At 27.1% G+C, this 20,820-nt stretch carries 15 protein-coding genes; 9 read left to right on the top strand and 6 right to left on the bottom strand.

Annotated elements, in window-relative coordinates; genetic code table 4:
- Positions 1–77 precede the first annotated feature (77 nt).
- Positions 78–1,403, top strand: a complete 1,326-nt coding sequence (locus VBM91_RS01065) for a DUF2179 domain-containing protein (protein WP_323188997.1) — start codon at positions 78–80, stop codon at positions 1,401–1,403.
- Between the two features lie 119 nt (positions 1,404–1,522).
- Here VBM91_RS01065 and VBM91_RS01070 read toward each other — a convergent pair whose 3' ends face one another.
- A complete protein-coding gene (locus VBM91_RS01070) occupies positions 1,523–2,047 on the bottom strand; it encodes a DUF4256 domain-containing protein (protein ID WP_323188998.1) in 525 nt (174 codons plus the stop codon).
- Positions 2,048–2,049: 2 nt separating this feature from the next.
- Complete coding sequence (locus VBM91_RS01075; protein ID WP_323188999.1) at positions 2,050–4,500, bottom strand: hypothetical protein; 2,451 nt, start codon at positions 4,498–4,500, stop codon at positions 2,050–2,052.
- A gap of 158 nt (positions 4,501–4,658) precedes the next feature.
- Between VBM91_RS01075 and secG the strand changes: the two genes are divergently transcribed.
- From secG to VBM91_RS01100, 5 genes are all read left to right on the top strand, one after another.
- Entirely contained in the window at positions 4,659–4,898 is a 240-nt protein-coding gene (gene secG, locus VBM91_RS01080) for a preprotein translocase subunit SecG (protein WP_257089479.1), read from the top strand.
- A 4-nt stretch (positions 4,899–4,902) separates the two neighbouring features.
- Complete coding sequence (gene rnr, locus VBM91_RS01085) at positions 4,903–7,128, top strand: ribonuclease R (RefSeq protein ID WP_323189000.1); 2,226 nt, start codon at positions 4,903–4,905, stop codon at positions 7,126–7,128.
- A 104-nt stretch (positions 7,129–7,232) separates the two neighbouring features.
- A complete protein-coding gene (gene metG / locus VBM91_RS01090; protein WP_323189001.1) occupies positions 7,233–9,566 on the top strand; it encodes a methionine--tRNA ligase in 2,334 nt (777 codons plus the stop codon).
- A 24-nt stretch (positions 9,567–9,590) separates the two neighbouring features.
- Positions 9,591–9,875, top strand: a complete 285-nt coding sequence (locus VBM91_RS01095) for a putative quinol monooxygenase (protein WP_323177608.1) — start codon at positions 9,591–9,593, stop codon at positions 9,873–9,875.
- 80 nt (positions 9,876–9,955) lie between these two features.
- Complete coding sequence (locus VBM91_RS01100; protein WP_323189002.1) at positions 9,956–10,615, top strand: deoxynucleoside kinase; 660 nt, start codon at positions 9,956–9,958, stop codon at positions 10,613–10,615.
- Positions 10,616–10,776: 161 nt separating this feature from the next.
- Here the strand turns inward: VBM91_RS01100 and VBM91_RS01105 are convergent, their stop codons facing one another.
- A complete protein-coding gene (locus tag VBM91_RS01105; RefSeq protein WP_323189003.1) occupies positions 10,777–11,388 on the bottom strand; it encodes a variable surface lipoprotein in 612 nt (203 codons plus the stop codon).
- Between the two features lie 386 nt (positions 11,389–11,774).
- Between VBM91_RS01105 and lepA the strand changes: the two genes are divergently transcribed.
- A complete protein-coding gene (lepA, locus tag VBM91_RS01110; RefSeq protein WP_323189004.1) occupies positions 11,775–13,577 on the top strand; it encodes a translation elongation factor 4 in 1,803 nt (600 codons plus the stop codon).
- Positions 13,578–13,602: 25 nt separating this feature from the next.
- On the opposite strand, the gene VBM91_RS01115 is transcribed toward lepA, so the two are convergent.
- The 3 genes from VBM91_RS01115 to VBM91_RS01125 form a co-directional block, all read right to left on the bottom strand.
- Complete coding sequence (locus VBM91_RS01115) at positions 13,603–14,796, bottom strand: MIP family Ig-specific serine endopeptidase (protein ID WP_323189005.1); 1,194 nt, start codon at positions 14,794–14,796, stop codon at positions 13,603–13,605.
- A 525-nt stretch (positions 14,797–15,321) separates the two neighbouring features.
- Positions 15,322–17,229, bottom strand: a complete 1,908-nt coding sequence (locus tag VBM91_RS01120) for a M13 family metallopeptidase (protein ID WP_323189006.1) — start codon at positions 17,227–17,229, stop codon at positions 15,322–15,324.
- 116 nt (positions 17,230–17,345) lie between these two features.
- A complete protein-coding gene (locus VBM91_RS01125) occupies positions 17,346–17,561 on the bottom strand; it encodes an MAG6790 family protein (protein WP_257089500.1) in 216 nt (71 codons plus the stop codon).
- A gap of 153 nt (positions 17,562–17,714) precedes the next feature.
- Here VBM91_RS01125 and VBM91_RS01130 point away from each other — a divergent pair, with 153 nt between their 5' ends.
- Both VBM91_RS01130 and VBM91_RS01135 read left to right on the top strand, forming a co-directional pair.
- Entirely contained in the window at positions 17,715–19,895 is a 2,181-nt protein-coding gene (locus VBM91_RS01130; protein ID WP_323189007.1) for an MYPU_1760 family metalloprotease, read from the top strand.
- 33 nt (positions 19,896–19,928) lie between these two features.
- A complete protein-coding gene (locus VBM91_RS01135; protein ID WP_257089504.1) occupies positions 19,929–20,576 on the top strand; it encodes a DUF402 domain-containing protein in 648 nt (215 codons plus the stop codon).
- Positions 20,577–20,820 lie beyond the last annotated feature (244 nt).

The raw sequence follows: 20,820 nt of genomic DNA on the forward strand, positions 1-20,820 counted from the left end.
AGTGATAGAATAAGAATAGTAATTTAGTTATCTTGTTGATAGGTAACATATTTTTTAATTTTAAAGAAAGGAGCAAAATGCTTTTTAAAAAGTCAAATAGTCATAAAGACCAAAATTCTTCTGAATGACAAGACACAGTTGAAAACTTAGAAAAAGTGCACATTAAAAAAGAGAACACTTTATACAAAAGAACAAGAATGTCTAACTTTGGTCTTAAATTAAATTACTTCTACCAACAAATGCCGCTTTGAAAAATTATTTTAATAACAAACATTACAGCAGTTATCTTCGGTATCATTGGTGTATTCTTTGTTAAAAACGTTGGTATTTACAACTTTGGTTTAGCTGCTTTTGGACAAGCTGGAGCAAAGATTTTAGTAGTTTCTATAGCTGGACAAGTTGATGGAACAGTGCTTAACTTAATTGACCAATTCGTCTTCTGAGTTGCTTATGTTATTTTAAGTATTCCTATTTTCATTTTCGGTTATAAGAAAGTCGGAAAATTATTTACAAACTTAACAATTTTATTCTTAGTTGTTTCATCATTAGTTTCATTCGGAATCGGAATGATCCCAGGTGCTGGTTCAACATATATTATCGGGGACTTCTCAAACAAAGCTGTTAAAGCTGCTTTACCTACAGCTTACCAATCACTTTCAGGATTAGTTCCATTATTATGAGACTCATACTCATCAGGTAGTGTGTTAGCATTAATGCTTTATGCAATTGTTTATGGAGTATTATTAGCTTACGTATTTGCAATTATCCAAATCATTGGAGGAACAGCTGGTGTTACAGGTGTTATCGGAGAATGATACGCAAACGCAAAACAAAAATCATTCGGTTCAATTAGTGGATATATGAACATAGCAATTATGATTGTCGCTGTTTTAGTTGGGTCTTGATTACCAGGTTCAATTCTTTTATCAAAAGTTGATCCTTCATTAGTTGCTCAAAATAAAACTGATATGGGATTAACAGATTCACAAGTAATTGAATTCACAAGACAAGCAGAAGCATTGAAAGCAAAAGTATGACACGCTGAACTTTACTTCTCACCTAACTTCATCGCTACATTCTTAGTAAACGTTGTTTATATCGGTGTATTAGATAAATTATTCCCTAAATTTAAACTTGTTAGAGTTCAAATCTTTACAAAGAATGCTGCTAAAGTTAAAGAAATCATCACAAGTGACAAGAAAATTGTTACAGGTATGACAATTTTCAGAGCTACAGGTGGATACGAAGGAAAAGATATTGATGTTATTACATCAGTTGCATTATTCAGACATGTGTTACGTATTATTAAAGATGTTCGTAAAGTTGACAAAGATGCATTTATCTCTATTTCAGATATTAAAAGTATTGATGGTTCAATTTACTTACCACAAGATAAATTCTAATAAATCATTAACTAGCTACCTTTTTGGTAGCTTTTTCTTTATCTTTTTTTAGTAACTAATTAAAAAGAAAAAGCAAGATATCAAATTAAATATCTTACTTTTGTATCTATGTGCATAGGTTAAATCATTTTAACTTTAACTCTAAAACCTCTAGAAGAATAATATGAATCAGCACTATTATGATAAACAAATACTGCACCATATCTATTGTCACAAAATATCGCACCACCTTTATCTCGAATTTCTTTAGGTGTGTGAATTCACGAAGATGTCTTAGTATCTAGTGGTTTGATTGTATTTAAAAATCTATAGTCTTGCTCAGTTAGCAGTTCACTAAAATAACTATGCGCAAGACTTAAAGCATCATTTTCAGGTACAAACTTCTTTCTGTTAATTAGCGCAGTTCTATCATAGCACAGTGATCTTCTATTAGGTGACTGAGTCGACAAATCTACAAGATAAATGTTATCAAACATTGAAACTAATGTTGGTTCACCATTAGTTTGTTCCATTCAGTCAAATGTGTTAATTAATTGTGGGCTAGAAAGAATTATTTGAACACATTTTTCAAATTCGTCATTTGATAATAGATTCAAATTTGCATTTCTTTCTAAAAGAGTTTTATAAATGTGATTTGTTTTCATAATTAATCAATTACTTTAAATGTGAATCCAATAACTAATTTATTGAATTCTTGAGCTCTTCTTGTTTCATAAGCTGTATAAACTTTTTCAAGCTCTTCTTTATTATATTTAATTGAGTTTTCAGGATCTGAAATTTGTTCAGGATCACTCTCAGCATTTTTATTAGGGTTAGCAATTTTTGGATCAGTTAATTCGGTTAATTTGTTTTTGAAGTATGCAACTTTATCGGTGTTAAAAATATTTCATTTTTCTTTTTCTACTTTAGCAGCATCTAATCTTGCTGTTGCTTCTTCTTTTTGCTCTTCTAATTTATCTGCTTCAGCTTTAAAAAGCTCGATTTGTTCTCTTAATTTTTTCTTCTCTTCTTCATCTTGTGACGCAGCAAGTTTTTCTTCAGCAGGTGTAATTACTTCTTTTTTGTATGTATCAATTCTAGATGTGTAATTTGAGATTTCACTTTCTAAAGAAGAAATGTATTCTGAACCTTTTGTTGATACATTAATGTAATTGTCAATTGCATCAATTAAGTATTTTTGAGATAGTGTAGGTGGAATTTGATCAACAGGAATAGCTTGAGTCGGATATGTTTCGTCAGTTACATCTTTAAATCTATACATATAACCAAATTTAGAAATCATTGCCTTATCATCATCTGTTATTGCAATTTCTTTATCTTCAAGTGCTGAAATTTTAGCTTTTAATTCAGATACTTTCGCAAGTTCTTCATCAGACATTTGGTCAATAATTAATGGTTTAATTTGGTTTTCATAAATTTCATCACTTAATGTTATATATAAGTCAAATGAAGCATTAAGATTAACTCCTTGCTCAGAAAGTCTAACAGCATTTTTATCAATTAAGTATTCATATGATGGAGTTAAGAAGAATGTGTCTCAAAAATCTTTGTAATGTCTTCCACCTAATAATGAATTTCTAACAACTCCAATTTGCAATAAATTGTATTTGTTGTTGTCTTTATTTTCTTCTTTAATCTTATATTCAATTGGTTGAACTGAGTTAAATCCTAATGTAATATAGTCAGTTAGTTTTGTTAATTCATTAATATCTTCATCGCTTGATTGTTTATTTATCTTTGCATTAGCTTCATTAGGGTTAAAAACACCTCAATAATTAATAATTTCAATAGGTAGTGATAATTTTAAAATATGATCTGCATTTCAATCATTAATCATTGATGAAACTAATTTTGAACCTTGTGTAATTTTTTCTTCAAGATTTAATTTATCAAACGAATTTGTTTGCTTGTTTTTTGAATAAATTACAGAACCAAATTTGAAAGATTGATTTCAGTTAGTTGTGAATGAAATTGATAAAGGTAACATTTTTCCATTTGTAAGATCATTTAATACACTTGGATTTTCAATTGTTACTTTTTCTTTTAAGTTTTTAGCTTTGATTTTTTCAATAAGAGCTTTAATTTCTTGGTTTTTTTTGTATTTCTCTAATAAACTATCATATGTTGTCGCTTGGTTTTTGTAAGTCTCCTTACCATTTTCATCAAGAATAGGTTTACCAATTTCGTTCATATTTGGCATTTTTGCAAAGTTAGGAACAATTAATGAGTTAAATTGTTTATTTAGTGAACTTTCTGGTTGTGTTAATTCAAGATATGGAACATTAAATTGCTCTCTAAAACTCATAAATTGTTTTTGGAATTTTAAATATTCATCAGACATTTTTCTTATTTTCTCTTCAGATAATGAAGTGATCGAATCATATGAATAGTTTTGTGCATCGTTTAATTTTTTATACTCAGCAATAACATTTTGATTTGATAATAAATATTGATCAACTGAGTTTTTAAGTGTAGCATCATTTGTCAATGATTTAATTTTATTAGCTCTATTTTCACTCTCGTTCATTAGAATGTAATTTTTAATGATTTCAGCTTTACCATTTGAATAAAATAAGTATCCAACTAACTTACTAAAGTCAGATTTCATTGATTGTTGAATTTCTTCACTTTCAGGCATGAATCTAATAAATGCAGAAAGAATACCGTTAAGAAACTGTGGATTTATAGCTGATGTGATTCTTGAAACTTCATTAAAGTATTTATAAGTATTTTGAATTTCGCCATTAATAATTTGTTCAATTTGTTTTAAGTTTGAGTTGACAATGTTGTTTTTAAATAATTCTGGATCTGATTTTAAAACATAAATAACCGTGTTTTTAGCATTTTCATTTTGACTAAAGAAATTATTTAATCTTTCATTAGCTGCAGAATCATTTTCAATGATATTTAATCATTTTTGAGCTGTATTAACAATATTGTTAAATAAAACGTTCGCTGTTTTTAAGTAGTCACCTTTAAATGATTTTAAATTTTGATCCTCTTTTTGTTGATTGTTGCAAGAAAGTGCAACAATTGGTAATGTAGCAGATATTCCAACAGACATTGGTAATAAGAATTTTTTAACTAGTTTTTTCATAATTATTTTAATTTTATTAAACTTTATTATTTTTATTATTAAAAAATCATTTTTATCTAGCATATAGTTATATCAGTAAAGCACAAAAAACAGATATTATGGTATTATTTAAAATATTAATCTAACTTATATTAAATAAGTAAATATTGGGAGTAATAATGTCAACATTTTTAACAGTTATATTGGTAATGGTTGGAATTCTAATTGTCTTCGTTTCATTATTAATGTCACCTGATTCAAATGGTTTTTCAGGAGCGTTAGTTGGTTCAGGAGACTTGGAGTTATTTAAAAATTCAAAAGAAAGAGGAGTTAAGAAATTCTTAAAATACTCAATGATAGTTTTAGGAGCAATTTTAATTATTGCTTCAGTTGTTTTAAGAATAGTACTGAAAAAATAAAAGTATGCAAAAACAAGAAATATTAAATTACATTAGAAAATATAAGTCAAGGTCATTTTTAGACATTGCAAAACATTTTAAAGTTTCATTGAGAAACAATAAAGACTTAACTAAAGCTATTTCAGATTTGCAATCTGAATATTTAGTTTTTAGAAATAATAATGATGAATATTATTCACCTGAACTAGAAGAAACAGTTACAGGAATTTTAAAAGTTGCTACAAAAGGTAACTTTGGATTTGTTGATTATGACATCAACGAAGAAGAAGGAACTAAAAAAAGTGTTTATGTAAAAACTTTTAATTTTAATGGAGCTATTAGTGGTGATGAAGTTAAGGTTAATGTTTATAAACTTCAAAAAGGTGATGAAGAATTAAAAGATGGTGTAGTTACACAGATTATTCAAAGAAACAATGAAAGTTTTGTTGGATTTATAAAAGAAAAAAATGGTGTTAAATCATTTGCACCTATTGATGCTAGATTTAAAAGTGTTAAATTTAAATTAATTCCTTCAAGTGTCCCAAACAAATTAAATGACTTAGTTTTAGCTAAAGTTTTAGCTTACGAAGATAAATTCATAACAATAAGTGTTGAAAGAGTTATTACAAACGAAGCTGACCCGATGGTTTTTGTTAAATCATACTTAGAACAAATTAAAGTTCCATCAGCTTTCCCTGAAAATACTGAAGATGAAATTAAATTAATTCCTGAAACAATTGATAATGAAGACCAAACAAATAGACGTGATTTTACAAATGAAATGATTGTAACAATCGATGGTGATGATACAAAAGATTTTGATGATGCAATCACAGTTAAAAAGTTAGATAATGGAAATTATTTCCTGGGAGTTTATATAGCTGATGTTTCTCACTATGTCAAAGAAGGTTCATTCATTAACCAAGAAGCCTTAAGCAGAGGGACAAGCATTTATTTAGTCGACAGAGTCATTCCGATGTTACCTGTTGAATTATCAAATGGAATTTGTTCGCTTAATCCAAATGTAAAAAGATTTGTTTTGGCTTGCGAAATGGAAATTGATAAAAATGGAAATACAGTTAGTGCAGATATTTCACAAGGTATTATTGAAAGTAAATTTAGATTAACATACAAACAAGTTGACAAATACTATAATACAGGTGAAATTAATGAAGATCATCCAAACCAAGAAAATGTAGCTAAATTAAAACAAATGCTTAATGTAGCTAAAGAATTAAGTTTAATTATTCATGATTACAAGATCAAAGAAGGATATGTTGATTTTGATATTGATGAACCTAAAATTAAACTTGATCAATATGGTAGAGTTGAACAAATCGTGATTAATAAACGTGGATTTAGCGAAGTTTTAATTGAAGACTTTATGGTTAGAGCAAATGAAACAGTTGCTAAATATCTTTTTGATGCTAAGTTACCTGTTTTATATCGTGTTCACGAAGCACCGGATGAAGATAAAATTCAATTACTACAAAACTCTTTAGCAGCAGTTTCAATAGACGCATCAAAACTTAAAGCAAACTCAATTACTCCTAAAATATTTGCAGATTTTGTTAATAAAGTTAAAGCTGAAAGAGATGATGATTTTATTAAATTAATGTTCTTGCGTTCAATGCAAAAAGCAATTTATTCAGATGTAAACATTGGGCACTTTGGATTAGCAAGTGAATATTATTGCCATTTTACAAGTCCGATTAGAAGATATCCAGATTTAATCATTCATAGAATAATTAGAGATTTTATTATTAATAAACAAACTGAAAAGCTTGAAGAGTTTAGATTAAACTTACCTGTATTTGGTGATTTAAATACTAAATCAGAACAAAAAGCAGTTCAAATTGAAAGAAATGTTAATGATCTTAAGTTTGCTGAATTCTTAAAAAATAAAATCGGTTCACCATTTAGAGCTCAAATTTTAAGTGTGCTTAACTTTGGTTTCTTTGTCGAATTTGATTTTAAAGCTAGTGGGTTAGTTCACAAGTCAACATTGATCGATGGAGAATATGAAGCTAATGAAAACTTAACTAAATTGATTTCTAAAGAGAGAAAATTTACAATTGGTGATTTTGTAGATGTAGTTGTTACAGAAGTTGATTTAGTCGAAGGTAAAGTTACTTGTGTATTAGCTGATTTATACGAAGCTTGATTGGCTAAAAAGCAAAAAGAAGAAGCTGAAAGAGCTTCTAAAAGTAAGCAAAATTTTTCAAAATCAAGAAAAAATTTTCAAAAATAAAACAATAGCGCAAAGCTAATAAAGAGCTATGCGCTTTTATAATGAAAAGTTATCTTTTATATAACTTATTTAATATAATTAAAAATATTTATTAAAGGATAAAAATGAAAAATAAAAATAGAAATTTAGAGGAAAATTCATTAGGTTTTGATGCTGGATTAGTAATTAAACAAGATAAAGATATGTTTAATTATTCAGTTGATACCATTATGCTTGGTAATTTTATTTATTTAAATAAAAAAAGCACTAGAGCACTTGAAATTGGTGCTAATAATGGTGCTTTATCAATTTTTGTTGCTTCTAGATATGACAAATTAAAAATTGATGCAATTGAAATCCAGAAAAAAGCAGCAGAGTTAGCGAAAGAAAATGTGAAGCTTAATAATATGGAAAATCAAATTCATATTATTAACCAAGACTTTAATGATTTTTACAAACAGCACACAAAGAATGCACAAAAGAAATATCAAATTATTTTCTGTAATCCACCTTTTTATCCTTATGATAAAACAAAAGTTAAAAATAACATTTCACAAGAAAAACTAATTGCAACGCACGAAATTCATTTAAATTTAGAACAATTAATTTTAGGTTGTTCTAAAATAATAGAACAAAAAGGATTTTTATCACTAGTATTACCTGTTGAAAGAATGGTTGATGCTTTTGAATTGTTAAGAAAATATAAATTTGAGCCAAAAAGAGTTCAACTTATTTATCCTAGAATAGATGATAAACCTAAATTTATTTTACTTGAAGCAAGATATCAGACAGGATGAGGCGTTCATTTCTTACCCAACTTATATCTTCATGATAATAGCGATAAAAATAATCACGATTATTTACCTGAAATTAAAAAACTTTATAGACCTATAAAAGTGGAGGAGAAGATGAATAAAAAAACAAGTTATATAACAACACCTATTTATTATGCAAGTGGAAATTTACACATCGGACACTTATATACAACTACAGTTGCTTGAGTTTTAGCTAACTATAAAAAACTACTTGGTTATGAAGTTAAAATGCTTACAGGTAGTGATGAACACGGTTTAAAAATTCAACAAAAAGCCGCTGAGCAAAATGTAAATCCACAAGAATTTGTTGACAATTTAGTTGCCAAATATAAACAAATGTGAGTTGATTTTGGAATAGAATATGATTTCTTTTCAAGGACATCATCACAATTCCATAAAGATTCAGTAAAACACATTTTCTCTTATTTCTTAGAAAAAGGTTTTATTTATAAAGGACAATACAATGGTTTATACTCAGTTTCAGATGAAGAGTTTTTAACAGAAACACAAGCAGTTAAAAAAGAAGATGGATATTATCATCCGACAAGTGGTCACAAACTAATTTTAGTTTCAGAAGATTCATATTTCTTCAAAATGAATGAGTTTGCAAAATGATTAGTTGAGTATATTGATGGTAATCCAGAATTTTTAGCACCTAACAAAATCATCAATGAGATGAAAAGTAATTTCTTACTTAAAGGGCTAGAAGATTTATCAGTTACAAGAACTAACATTGACTGAGGTATCAAAATTGATGAAGACCAAACACATACACTTTATGTTTGATTAGATGCATTATGCAACTATATAACTGCTTTAGGGTATGATGTAAAAAACAAACAACAACCAGATGAGTTTATGAAATTTTGAACAAGCAAAGACTCAGAAGTTATTCACTTAATTGGTAAAGAAATCGCAAGATTCCATATGATTTATTGACCTATTTTCCTTAAAGCACTTAACTTAAAACAACCTACAAGAATTCAAGCGCACGGTTGATTAGTTACACCAACAGGAAAAATGTCGAAATCAAAAAATAATGTAGTTGATCCATATGATTTATTAGCTAAATACGATAAAGAAATGATTAAATACTATTTAACATCACAAATCACATTAGGAGAAGATGGTGTTTGAGATGAAGATAGATTTATTGATGTGATTAACTCTGAATTAATTAATAATTATGGAAACTTAGTTTCAAGAACTTTAAAAATGAAATCAAATAGTTTTTCAGGTCCTTTAAAATACAAGTCATCAAAAGATCAAAACGACTTGGACATAGACTTAAAAATTAGAAATTCTATCTTCGAGTACAAAAAACACTTTGACAATTTAGAAATTGACAAAGCATTAAAAGTTGCTATTAATTTATCAAGCGACCTAAATAAATATGTTGATTTAACAGAACCTTGAAAATTAAAAGAGGATTTACCAAGATTAGAGCAAATTTTAGTAAGACTTCTGAATGGTATTTATGCAGTATCAACTTATTTATCAGTTGTATTAAAAGATAAAACAAAAGAAGTAGCAACTGCATTAGGTTTTGATAGTTTTTCTATTGATTTAATAGAAGATTATCAAAAATTTGATAATATTAATCAAGGGAATGAGTATATGCTCTTTGCTCGTTTAAAAAAATAACTTGATCTTATTAAGGAGGCGATTTTGATTTTTGCCAAAGCATCAAGATATGTAATAAATCCAGAAAAGTTAAAAGGATTTATTGATTATTTATTTATATTAACTAAAAAAACAAGAATGAAAGAAGAAAACTTATCATTCGAATATTCTGTCGATCCTGAGGGAGTAGTAATTGTTTTAGAAAGATGATCTACAAGATTAGATTATGAAAAGTTTATGCAGTTAGAAGAGTTTAAACAAGAGTTTAAAACCCTTAACAAAATGTGTAAATCAGTTAATACATTATATGATGTAGATTTAGTTAAATAGTAATAATAATTTTAAGTAAATTCAACTCATTAAATTAATCGAGTTGATTTTTTATCCAAATTTATTAAAGTGAGGCATTTATGGTTATAGGTATAAGTGGAATGATTGCTGCAGGAAAAAGTTCGTTAGTTAAAAACTTACAAAAAGAGTTTCCTACTTCAAAAATATTAAGAGAGTTTGAAGAATCCGATGATGTTTTCAACACTTTCTTAAATTGATTGTATGAAAATAAACCAAATTTAACAATTAGTTTTCAATCTTATATAGCTGAAAATCATTCAGATAAGTTTGCAAAATTATTAGATGAATACAATCAATCAAATTCAAATATTAAAAAAGATCACATTTTTGTTGATAGATTTGCATTAGAACATTATATTTTTGCTAAGTTGATATTATCGGCAAAAAGTGAAAAATATTTACAGGCTTATGATGCTATGTTTGAAAAGTTAGTAACTGAAGATGAAATGCCACATTTTGCAATTTTCTTGGATGTAGATTTTGAAACATTTAAGAAAAGATTGTTTGCAAGAAATAGAGAATCAGAAGTGAAGAATTTTGATTCTAATTACGAATATTTTAAAAATTTACATTCTAACTATTTAAAAATCTTTAAAGAGATAGCTTCAAAATATAACCTTAAGTACTATGTCATAGACACAAATGATAAAGATGAAAATCAAATATTGCAAGAATCATTATCAATTATTAGTGCTGAAGAAAAATTACTTAGTGAATAGATTTTCTTTTTTATCACAATTAAGAAAACACTTATTTTTAGTTCTATTAAGAACAGGAACGAGTGTTTTTCTTTTTGCGAAAGCATAAAAAAACAACACTAATCTAATTGATTTAGTGTTGTATAAAATCTATGTAAAAATTATTGAGCTGGTGTACTTGTTTAATTTGTAGTAGCAGCTGGAAGATTTAATGTAACTTCGAATGTTTTTGATGAGCTCTTAACTGGTGTTGCATCATTAACAAATTTAGCAACTTTGAATTTAATTGTAACTGTTCCTTGTGATTCATTGTAAACTGTGTTAAGTCATCCACTTGCCCCTTGAATACCTTGTTTGTTTTCGTATTGAGGTTTTACATCATTAGCAATCATGTAACCACTTTTAATGTATTGAATTCCTTTTTCAGTATTAATAGCCTTAATTTCTGCTGAAGGTTGTGAAACATTGTAATCTCTACCAACACCTGTCGCTAATTGACCATCATAGTTAGAGAAGAATAATTGTCTTTTTCTTACTTCACCTTTTGTTAATTTGTCAATAACATCTTGTCTTTTTTCTGGTAAGAATGTGAATAATTCAGCTCCTTTAGCCACTAATCTTTCACCAATTCTATCTAATTCAGCAATTTCTGGGTCAGCTTGCACAGGTGAACCTGTGTTTGGGTTACCAGGTTGTTCTGGGTTTTTAGTATCTTTACATGATACTGCCACGGCTGGTGCCACAATAGCTGATAATCCAGCAATACTCATAAGTAAAGTTTTTAATTTTTTCATAATAATCATCTCCTGAAAATTAATTTATCTACTTAAATTTAAGCACATTTTTCAAATATTATGTAATAAATATGTAATTTTTTCTTATTTTTTTCACATTTTGTGAAAAATTAAGGATTTTTTCTCTAGTTACAGCCTTTATTCAGTGAATTCTAAAACAAAAACCACAGCTAGAAAGCTGTGGGGAAGTTATGTAAGGCATAATAATGATTATGTGTTTTACATAAAATTATTTAGTGACAGGTGTTTAATAATTTAACACAAGAAGGATGTTTCATGGACATCACATTCTTTATCCGAATCAAGTTCAAGGATAAAGCACTGGTATTATTATAAGATAAAAATTCAAAAAATGAAAAAAATTTTCATCTATAATTTAAAGAACTATGGAAAAAAGTAAAATTCGTAATTTCTCAATAATAGCTCACATAGATCACGGTAAGAGTACTTTAGCTGACCGTATTTTAGAATATACAAATACAGTAGACACAAGAGAGTTAACTGCTCAATTTTTAGATTCAATGGATCTTGAAAAGGAACGTGGTATTACAATTAAACTAAATGCAGTTCAAATTAAGTATAAAGACTATATTTTTCATTTAATTGATACGCCAGGACATGTTGATTTTAATTATGAAGTTTCTAGATCTCTTGCAGCTTCTGAGGGAGCTTTATTGCTTGTGGACGCAACACAAGGTATTGAGGCTCAAACTTTAGCTAATGTTTATTTAGCGATTGAAAATAATTTAGAAATCTTGCCTGTTATAAATAAAATCGATCTACCAAGTGCTGATGTTGAAGGTGTTAAAAAAGAAATAGAAGAAGTTATCGGTATACCGACTGATAATGCTATTTTGGTGTCTGCAAAAACAGGTCAAGGTGTTCATCAATTGCTTGATGCGATTGTTGAATATATCCCAGCACCTAAAAATGCAGATGATAATAAACCTTTAAAAGCATTGATTTTTGATAGTTACTTTGATCCATATCGTGGTGTCGTCATGTTTATTAGAGTATTCGAAGGTAAGCTTAAAACAGGAGATAAGTTTAAATTTATGTCAAGACACGATGCAGGAAATGAGTATCATGTTATTGACTTAGGTATTAAAAATCCAAATGAAACCAAAAAAGATGAATTAGTCGCAGGAGAAGTTGGGTGAGTTTCAGCAGCAATTAGAGATGCAAAAGAAGTTAACGTCGGGGATACAATCACTTTAATTTCTAATCCAACAAAACAAGCTCTTCCAGGTTACAAAAAAATGAAACCCGTTGTATTTACTGGTTTTTACCCAATTGACACAAAAGATTACATGGATCTTAAGGAAAGTTTAGAAAAAATTTCATTATCAGACTCTTCAATCACATGAGAACAAGAAACATCAAAAGCATTAGGGTTTGGATTTAGAGTTGGTTTCTTAGGAATGTTGCATATGGAAATTCTTCAAGAAAGACTTGATAGAGAATATAAAGTTGGAATTATTGCGACAAGCCCAAGCGTTGAGTACAAAGTAACTACTACAAAAGGAGAAATTGAATACATTTCTAACCCTACATTATTCCCTGATAGAACTTTTATAGAGCAAATCGAAGAACCATATGTTGAAGCAAGTATTTTTGTGCCAAACGAATATATTGGTAATGTTATGGAACTTTGTCAAAATAAAAGAGGTATTTATAAAACTTTAGAGACAGTTGACTCTAGAAGAACTAGAATAATTTATGAATTACCATTAGCTGAAACTGTTTTTGATTTTTTTGATAGATTAAAATCTACTACAAAAGGTTATGCTTCATTCGAATATGAGTGAATTGGATATAGACCTTCAGATTTAGTTAAAGTTGACATCTTATTAAATGGTGATAAAGTTGATGCATTCTCAATAATCAGTCATAGAGAAAAAGCATATGAATCAGCTAGAGAGTTGTGTATAAAACTCAAGGATGCAATACCTAGGCAAAACTTCGAAGTACCTGTGCAAGCTACTATTGGTGGAAAAATTATCGCAAGGGAAACAATTAAAGCTTACAGAAAAGACGTTACTGCAAAACTTTATGGTGGGGATGTAACAAGAAGACAAAAATTACTTAAAAAACAAAAAGAAGGTAAGAAACGTATGAAAAAACTAGGTTCTATCGAAGTACCACAAGAAGCTTTCTTATCAGTTTTAAAAACAAATATTGACAAATAATTTATTTAGCCAGGTTAATACCTGGTTATTTTATTAGCCAAGTTTTATAATTGTCTCCATACAAATTTCTAATCGCATCTTTATATGATGATTTTTGATTTTGATATCCTCCATAAATTAAATCATATGGTTCTATGTTGTATGATCCAAAGTTATGTGAATAATCTAATTTAGGTGATCTTAATAGACAAGATATTGATTCCTTATTTTTAAAATCAACATCATATGTAGCAAACATTAAACCAAGTAATTGATTATTTTGATTAACAACCGGAGATCCTGATGAACCATAATATGGTTGATAATTATTTATTACGAATCCTAAACCATAATTAACAAATTTATTTGTTTTGGAAACAGATTTATTTACATACTTAAAATTATTTAAATGACTTATGTATCTAAAGTTAAGCAAAATATCAACAAAACCAGGATAGTTTTCTAAAAAATGAAATTGCTCTGAGTGATTTAAATTATTTGAATTATTAAAAGTAAACTCATTTTCCTTATCGTGGTAACCTATTGAGTAAAATTCATGATTTTCCAAAATATTATCTGATGATATGGTGTTAATTTTTTTGATATTAATAAATTTACCTAATCATTCATTAAACGTCATATTTTGACAACTGACTAAATTTTCATTTTTAGAGTATTCAAAAATTGAATTACTTTTATTATGAATATTTTTCAAATCTAATTCCAGTATACCAAAGTCAATCATTTCTTCAACATTATCCATATTATGGATGTAGTTTTTAGGACTTGACTTTAAAAAATCTAATGCTAAATATACAATTTTAAAATCACTAGGATTAAAGCTGAAAATTTGTTTAATTTCTTGGTTTTTATTCGTATCAAATCGCAACTTTGAAATTTGAACTTGAGAAGTTATAAGGTTACTTTCATCATTTAATAATTGGTTATCATTGATAATATTTGAAAATATTGAACCATCAGAATTATTCTTTACAAAGTTATTTAGAACATGAGCATTTGTTACGAAATACAATTTTTCAATTTCACCATTATCATCAAGATGATAATCAAATAAACTCATAGTGCCTGAATGAATCATATATTTAGATTGTGAGTTTATCTTATTATGAGGGTTATAGTTATGAAATGAAACTTTAAATACATTATCCATCATATCTTCATGCTGAATATTAAGATTAATTTGATTATTTTTATCAAACTTGATATTTTCTCAATTCATTTTTCCTGAACTAAGCAAAATTTTATTATTAATTAATAATGGGGAAAAATTACTTAAATATTTCTGATTCAATAAACTATTTGTTGTTTTATTAGAATTTGTATTATGGTTTTTCTTATTGATTTCTTTTTTTAATTGATTGTTATCAGTCTTACATGAAGCAGTAAAAAAACTGCAACAAAACATTAACTTCATAAAAATTATTAAGAAGACTAAAATTTTTTTCATAATCACCTCATTAATTTAGTGATTTTTCTCAAATTTGAACTATTAGGCAATTAGTTGCAAGAATAGTTAAAAAAATTAAAATAGTTGATAAAGCTATTCAATTTCTATAGATAATCCCGAGAGTCTTGAGACATTTAATAGAGGAGACTATGAAGCATATCATGCTAATAATGCATATACAATTTCAAGAGAGTAAATATCAAACTAAAATTATTAAAATAATTATGAAAAACCTCAATATAACTATCACTAAAATGTGTTCATTATATTGAGGTTTATATTTTTCAATTTAATTATCTATCAAATTTTGATTTGTTCTTCTTCAGGTAAAAACATTTGATCATTTTTATTTAAGTTATAAGTTTTTGTAAAATCTGGATTGTTTAATAAAACAACATTCCCACGTATTTCTGAAGGTGAGTGAACGTCAGATTCCAATCTTCTTTTTGCGCTTCCTTCTGTGATAATCATTCTTCAAACTCTAGCTCAGTTTTCAAAGAAGTTTTTTGGATTAAAGTCATTTTCAAGTTTAGCAGCTTCAAAGGCACATGAAACTCCACCGATATCAGCAATATTTTCAGAAACTGTTAGTTTTCCATTAACTTTTCCATATTTAGTTTCTTTACCATCATATAACTTAATAACGGCAGCAATTTTTTCGTCAAATTTTGCTCTATCTTCATCAGTTCATCAGTTGTTTAAGCTTCCATTTTCATCAAATTGTGAACCGTTGTTATCAAATGCATGTGAGATTTCGTGAGCAATAACTGCTCCAATTCCTCCATAATTTGCAGATGAAGATTGATTAATATCATAATAAGGAGCTTGTAAAATTGCAGCAGGGAAAACAATGTGATTTGCAAATGGATTAAAGTAAGCATTAATTTCTGCAGGAGACATTGATCAATACTTATCATTCTTTAATTGATTGTATTGGGATAAGTTATATTGAGTCTTAATTGATTCAAAGAATAAAACATTTTCTAAAATGTTTGAACCTTGCTCATAGTTCTTAACAACAAAATCTTTGTAAAATGGTCTGATGATTTCTGGATATCCTACCATAACACCTAATTTGTTCAATTTAGTAATTGCTTTTTTAATCGTTTCTTTTGATAATCATGTGTTTTCTTCCAAGTTTTTCTTATAGACTTCAATCATATTAGCAACCATATGTTCTACATCTTTTTTAGCTTTCTCTCCAAAGAAATGTTTTGCATAGTACATACCTAATGGTTCTTTGAAATATTTAGTAGCTAAATCATAAGCGAACATTTCTAAATCTCTTGGTTTTTGGATTGAGTAAATTGCATTTTTAAATTCTGTTGCTTTAATTCTTGTTTCTTCATCTAAATATGAAGCTGCAAAAATTAAGTTTTTAATAAAGAATAAGGCTTTATATTCTTCGAATGTTTCACTATTGAAAATATTGTTTAAGTTTTCAATGAATTTAACATTTGAACAAGGTATCATTTCAACTTTTTGACCTACTAATTGTTCTGCAATGTTTGGAATATTAAAAATTGAACTTTTATCGGTATATCATGAAATTTCTTTAGGGTTGTATAATGAAACATAATCAGCCTTTTGAACATCTGAAAGAACATAATCTTTAATTTTTAAATCAAAAGCAATAGCTTTATTAATTAAATCATTTGATTTTCTTTCATCAAATCCATATTTTTGTAATAAATCAAAAACCATATTAATTCATACAGTCATTAATCTATTTGCTTCTTGTTCATTTTCATATGTTTCTTTTGAAGGTAAAATTAAGCTAAATTCATCAAGTCATAAAACTTGTAATTTATTATTTTTAAAATCTTCTCCAACACCAAAAGATAAAGGTAAAGATACATATCTATTATTAAAGTAATCAAAATTTGAAGCAAGTTGTTCAAATGATTTTAATTCTTCAATATTTTTAAGAAAATCTTTAGCTGGTTTTATTCCGATTTCTTTTCTCTTATCTTTATCAATAATCATTTTGTAAAATTCAACATACTGCTTCATCATAGGATCGTTAGGTAATTCTTTTTGACCATTAGCTCACTGAACTGTTAAGTCTTTAAGTAATTTTTCTAATTTGATATCTAATTCACCGAATGCTGACATTGATGATCTATCTGATGGAATTGTGGCAGTATTTAATCATTCATAATTAACGTATACATAAAAATTATCTTCTAATCTAGGTTTTGACATTTTAACTCCTTATAATTTTCTTTTTATTATATAGCAATTAGAGTTTTTTAAATAAAAACCACCAAAAATTGGTGGCACATATCTATAAAACTAATATATAAATTCTATTCAATAAATTAAACAACTTTAACTGAAACTTCTTTAGAATGTGATTTACCTTCCAAATTGTTTCTTTCTATATGGAATATTTCAATTTTTTCATTTCCCTTGGTGTGTAATCCGTGTTTTTGACCACGGCGAAATCCTTTGATTTGACCTTCTAATTCGTCAATTGTGTTAGCTTGTGCAATAACTTCACCACTAGCTACTAATTTTGCTTTGTATTTGTACATAAGCACCTCCGATTTCTTACACTTTTATTCTATAACTTTTTGAGATCAAGTTATCAAAAATTTAATGTTTTCTAGTAAATTTTTCACATTTATGAAAAAAATAATTACAACACTTCTTATCTTATTTGAAGATAAAAAGTGTATGATTTAAATATGACTAAATTACGTAAATCTTTATTGTTTTTAACTGGTTCAATTTTAGGTCTAGGAACACTTGTGACTAATTCATGCAGTTTTCTAGATATTTTTAAATCTTCTGGAAATGGTGATAAAAAACAAGTTAATAAAGTTAAATTAAGATTTACAAATTACACACATCCTACAATTGCAGCTTCTAATGTAGTTCCAATTAACAATAAAGAATTTATGAAAACTTCATCAAAAAGTAATGATGAAGTTAGTCAATTATTAAATAGATTTGAAACTGAAAAAAATAATGTGCACGAATATGAAGAAACTAATGGAACCTGCTATTTTGAATACATAGATCCGTACACAAATGTGACTTTTAGAGACTATGCATATTATGTTAGTGAAAACAAAAGTGAGCGTAGATATTTATTAGGTCCTGAAGGTTTAGTTTTATATGCTCATGAATTTAAAAGAAAAATTCCATTCAGTACTGAAGTTTTCGATCTTGAAGCTATAAATATAAATAATTTTAGTGTAATAGATAATACTGCAAACGGATTATATATTCCGAATATTAAAAATATCTTTATTAATGGTTTCTTTTTTTGTGAATCAGGAATGAGCCTTTATGAAATTATTGCTTATATGATGCAAACAACATTCCACGAATATATGCATCATTGAGCAAACTCATATGCAGAAATTGCATTTAAAAAAGATGTACTTGCAAAATATTATAGTTTTGAAAATGATGATTCAGATTTAGTTAACCCATCAATTATTTATTATTCACCTGGAACAACAATTAAAGATCAGCATAATCATCTTTACACTCAATATTGAAATAAATCGTTTGTTGATTCATTTCAATATTTATTAAACTATGATGTAACTTCAAAGTCAAAAATCTCTGATGAAACTTGAGAAATATTAAGAGCAGATAATAACAAAAAAAATAGTTTTATTCATAATGTTTTTAGCCCGAAAGATATTTGAGATCTTTCAAACGGAAAACCAAGCAATCCTGATGTAATTGAACTTAATAAAAAATTAAAAGAACATTCAAAATTGTATTATTCACCTGATACAAAGTTCGGTCTTTCATCAAATAATATTCGCTACTATTATTCATTGACTGAATTAGTTCCTAGAGAATATTTGAAATATGGTTTTGAACCTTACTTTAATATAAATTTACCAAATCCAATTGGTCCTGCTATAGAAGATTCAAGAAATAAAGGTCAAGATATCTTTACAATGAGTTATTTTAGCTATGCTCATATTGATAAAAAATCTTCATCCACAACTTACACAATTTCACCAACATCTTTAGCAGATGATATGAGTAAAGTTTTCTTGAATAATTTTGATTCACAATATAGACAAGGATGATACATACAAGGTGATTTGACAATTCAAGAAAATTCAAACAGAACAAGAACTTATAAAAATCAATCTTCAATTCTTCTGCCAACAACACCTTTTGCTTTATCTGAATATCAACCTCAAGTAGGATATAGAACTAAAACTGAATATTTAAATCTTCAGAAAATAAAACAAGATAAATCAGTTGATTTTTACAAATTATTTTTAGATACAATGGGTTATGGAAAAACTATTTCACAACTATATTATGATAATAGTGGATGAAAATGAATTGATTTAGAGCATTCGCAAATAGAAAATAATGAAGCAAATCAACATAAAATCAAATTAAGTGGTTACTTAGATTCAAATGAGTACACAGGGTTTGTCTTCGTTAATCCAGATAATAATCAAGTTACTGCAACGTCAAAAATTAAATACTTAGATACATTCAATTTTTTTGGTCACAAAACTTTTGATAAAGGTGCATTATTATCAAATTCATTAACATCAGAACAAGTTCAGCAAAGAGAAGAACAATTAAATAATAGAATTTATCCAAATTCATTAAATGAATATACAAACACTTTATTTATTCCATATATTTCAGAAGATTTCATTACAAAACCAAGTAATAATTCAGTTATTTATTTATGAAAAGATTTAAATAAAAATAATATTGCTGAAGAAAATGAAATTTTAACTGAAAAAGAAATAACACTTCCTGAAAATAGATGAGTAACAACAACAAGATCAACAAAAAATCAAAATGTTTACAATATAATAAAAACTAGAGATAATAAAGTTAAATTAGATTTTCATAAATTATTTACATAGTTAAGATATTCACAAGCAAATAGAAAGGAATTTATGCTATGAGATTTTTCTAAATTAAAAGTTGGGCAAATGATTAATGTTCAAGCTTATAAACATAATGGTCATCTTTATAGACAATGAAATTCTGTAAAAGTAATTTTTCATAATAAGAGACATATTGTTTTATTTTTAAAAAACACTAAAGTGGCTGAATATGAAAGAGATGTAAATGGGTGAAGATATAAAGAAAATGCAATTTGATTTATTCCGAAAGATTCAATGTACAATGCAATTGTTCTTTTAAAAGAAAGCGGTTCTTATTATTATATAAACCTTGCATCACGTCCAATTTTTGAAGATGACACGCTTAAATTTATTGATTATGATTTAGACATAAAATGTTATCCAGATAAAGAATTGCAAATTGTTGATAGAGAAGAATTTGCTGAACATTCAAAAGAGATGAAATATCCCGAATCATTAAGAAAGACTATTTATGATGAAATTAAAGACATCATTTCTTTATATAATGATTATGAATATTTCTTTTCAGACGAAGTTATTGCATACTATTTAAAAGTTTTATATGATGATAAATTAATAACAGAGAAAACATATAATAAATTATTAGATACTAATAATAGAAGAAAATACAATGAAGAAACTTCGATGTTTGCTGATATTTCAAAAATATACAAATAACAAAAACTTTAATACTGTCCATTAAACTATGATGTGGATAGTATTTTTTTAATCAAAAGTTCAAATAAAAAATTCGAAAAAAATTTTTAAAAAAACTTTGAATAAAAAAAATAGTGTTATAATATTCATGCTTTTGATAGCAAAGAAGTTCTTTGAAAACTAGATATATACAAGACATGACAAGTCAATTTTTTTCGAGAGTTTGATCCTGGCTCAGGATGAACGCTGGCTGTGTGCCTAATAC

It is taken from the genome of Mycoplasma sp. 2248 (assembly GCF_034863245.1).
In the GTDB taxonomy this organism is placed as follows: domain Bacteria; phylum Bacillota_I; class Bacilli_A; order Mycoplasmatales; family Metamycoplasmataceae; genus Mycoplasmopsis.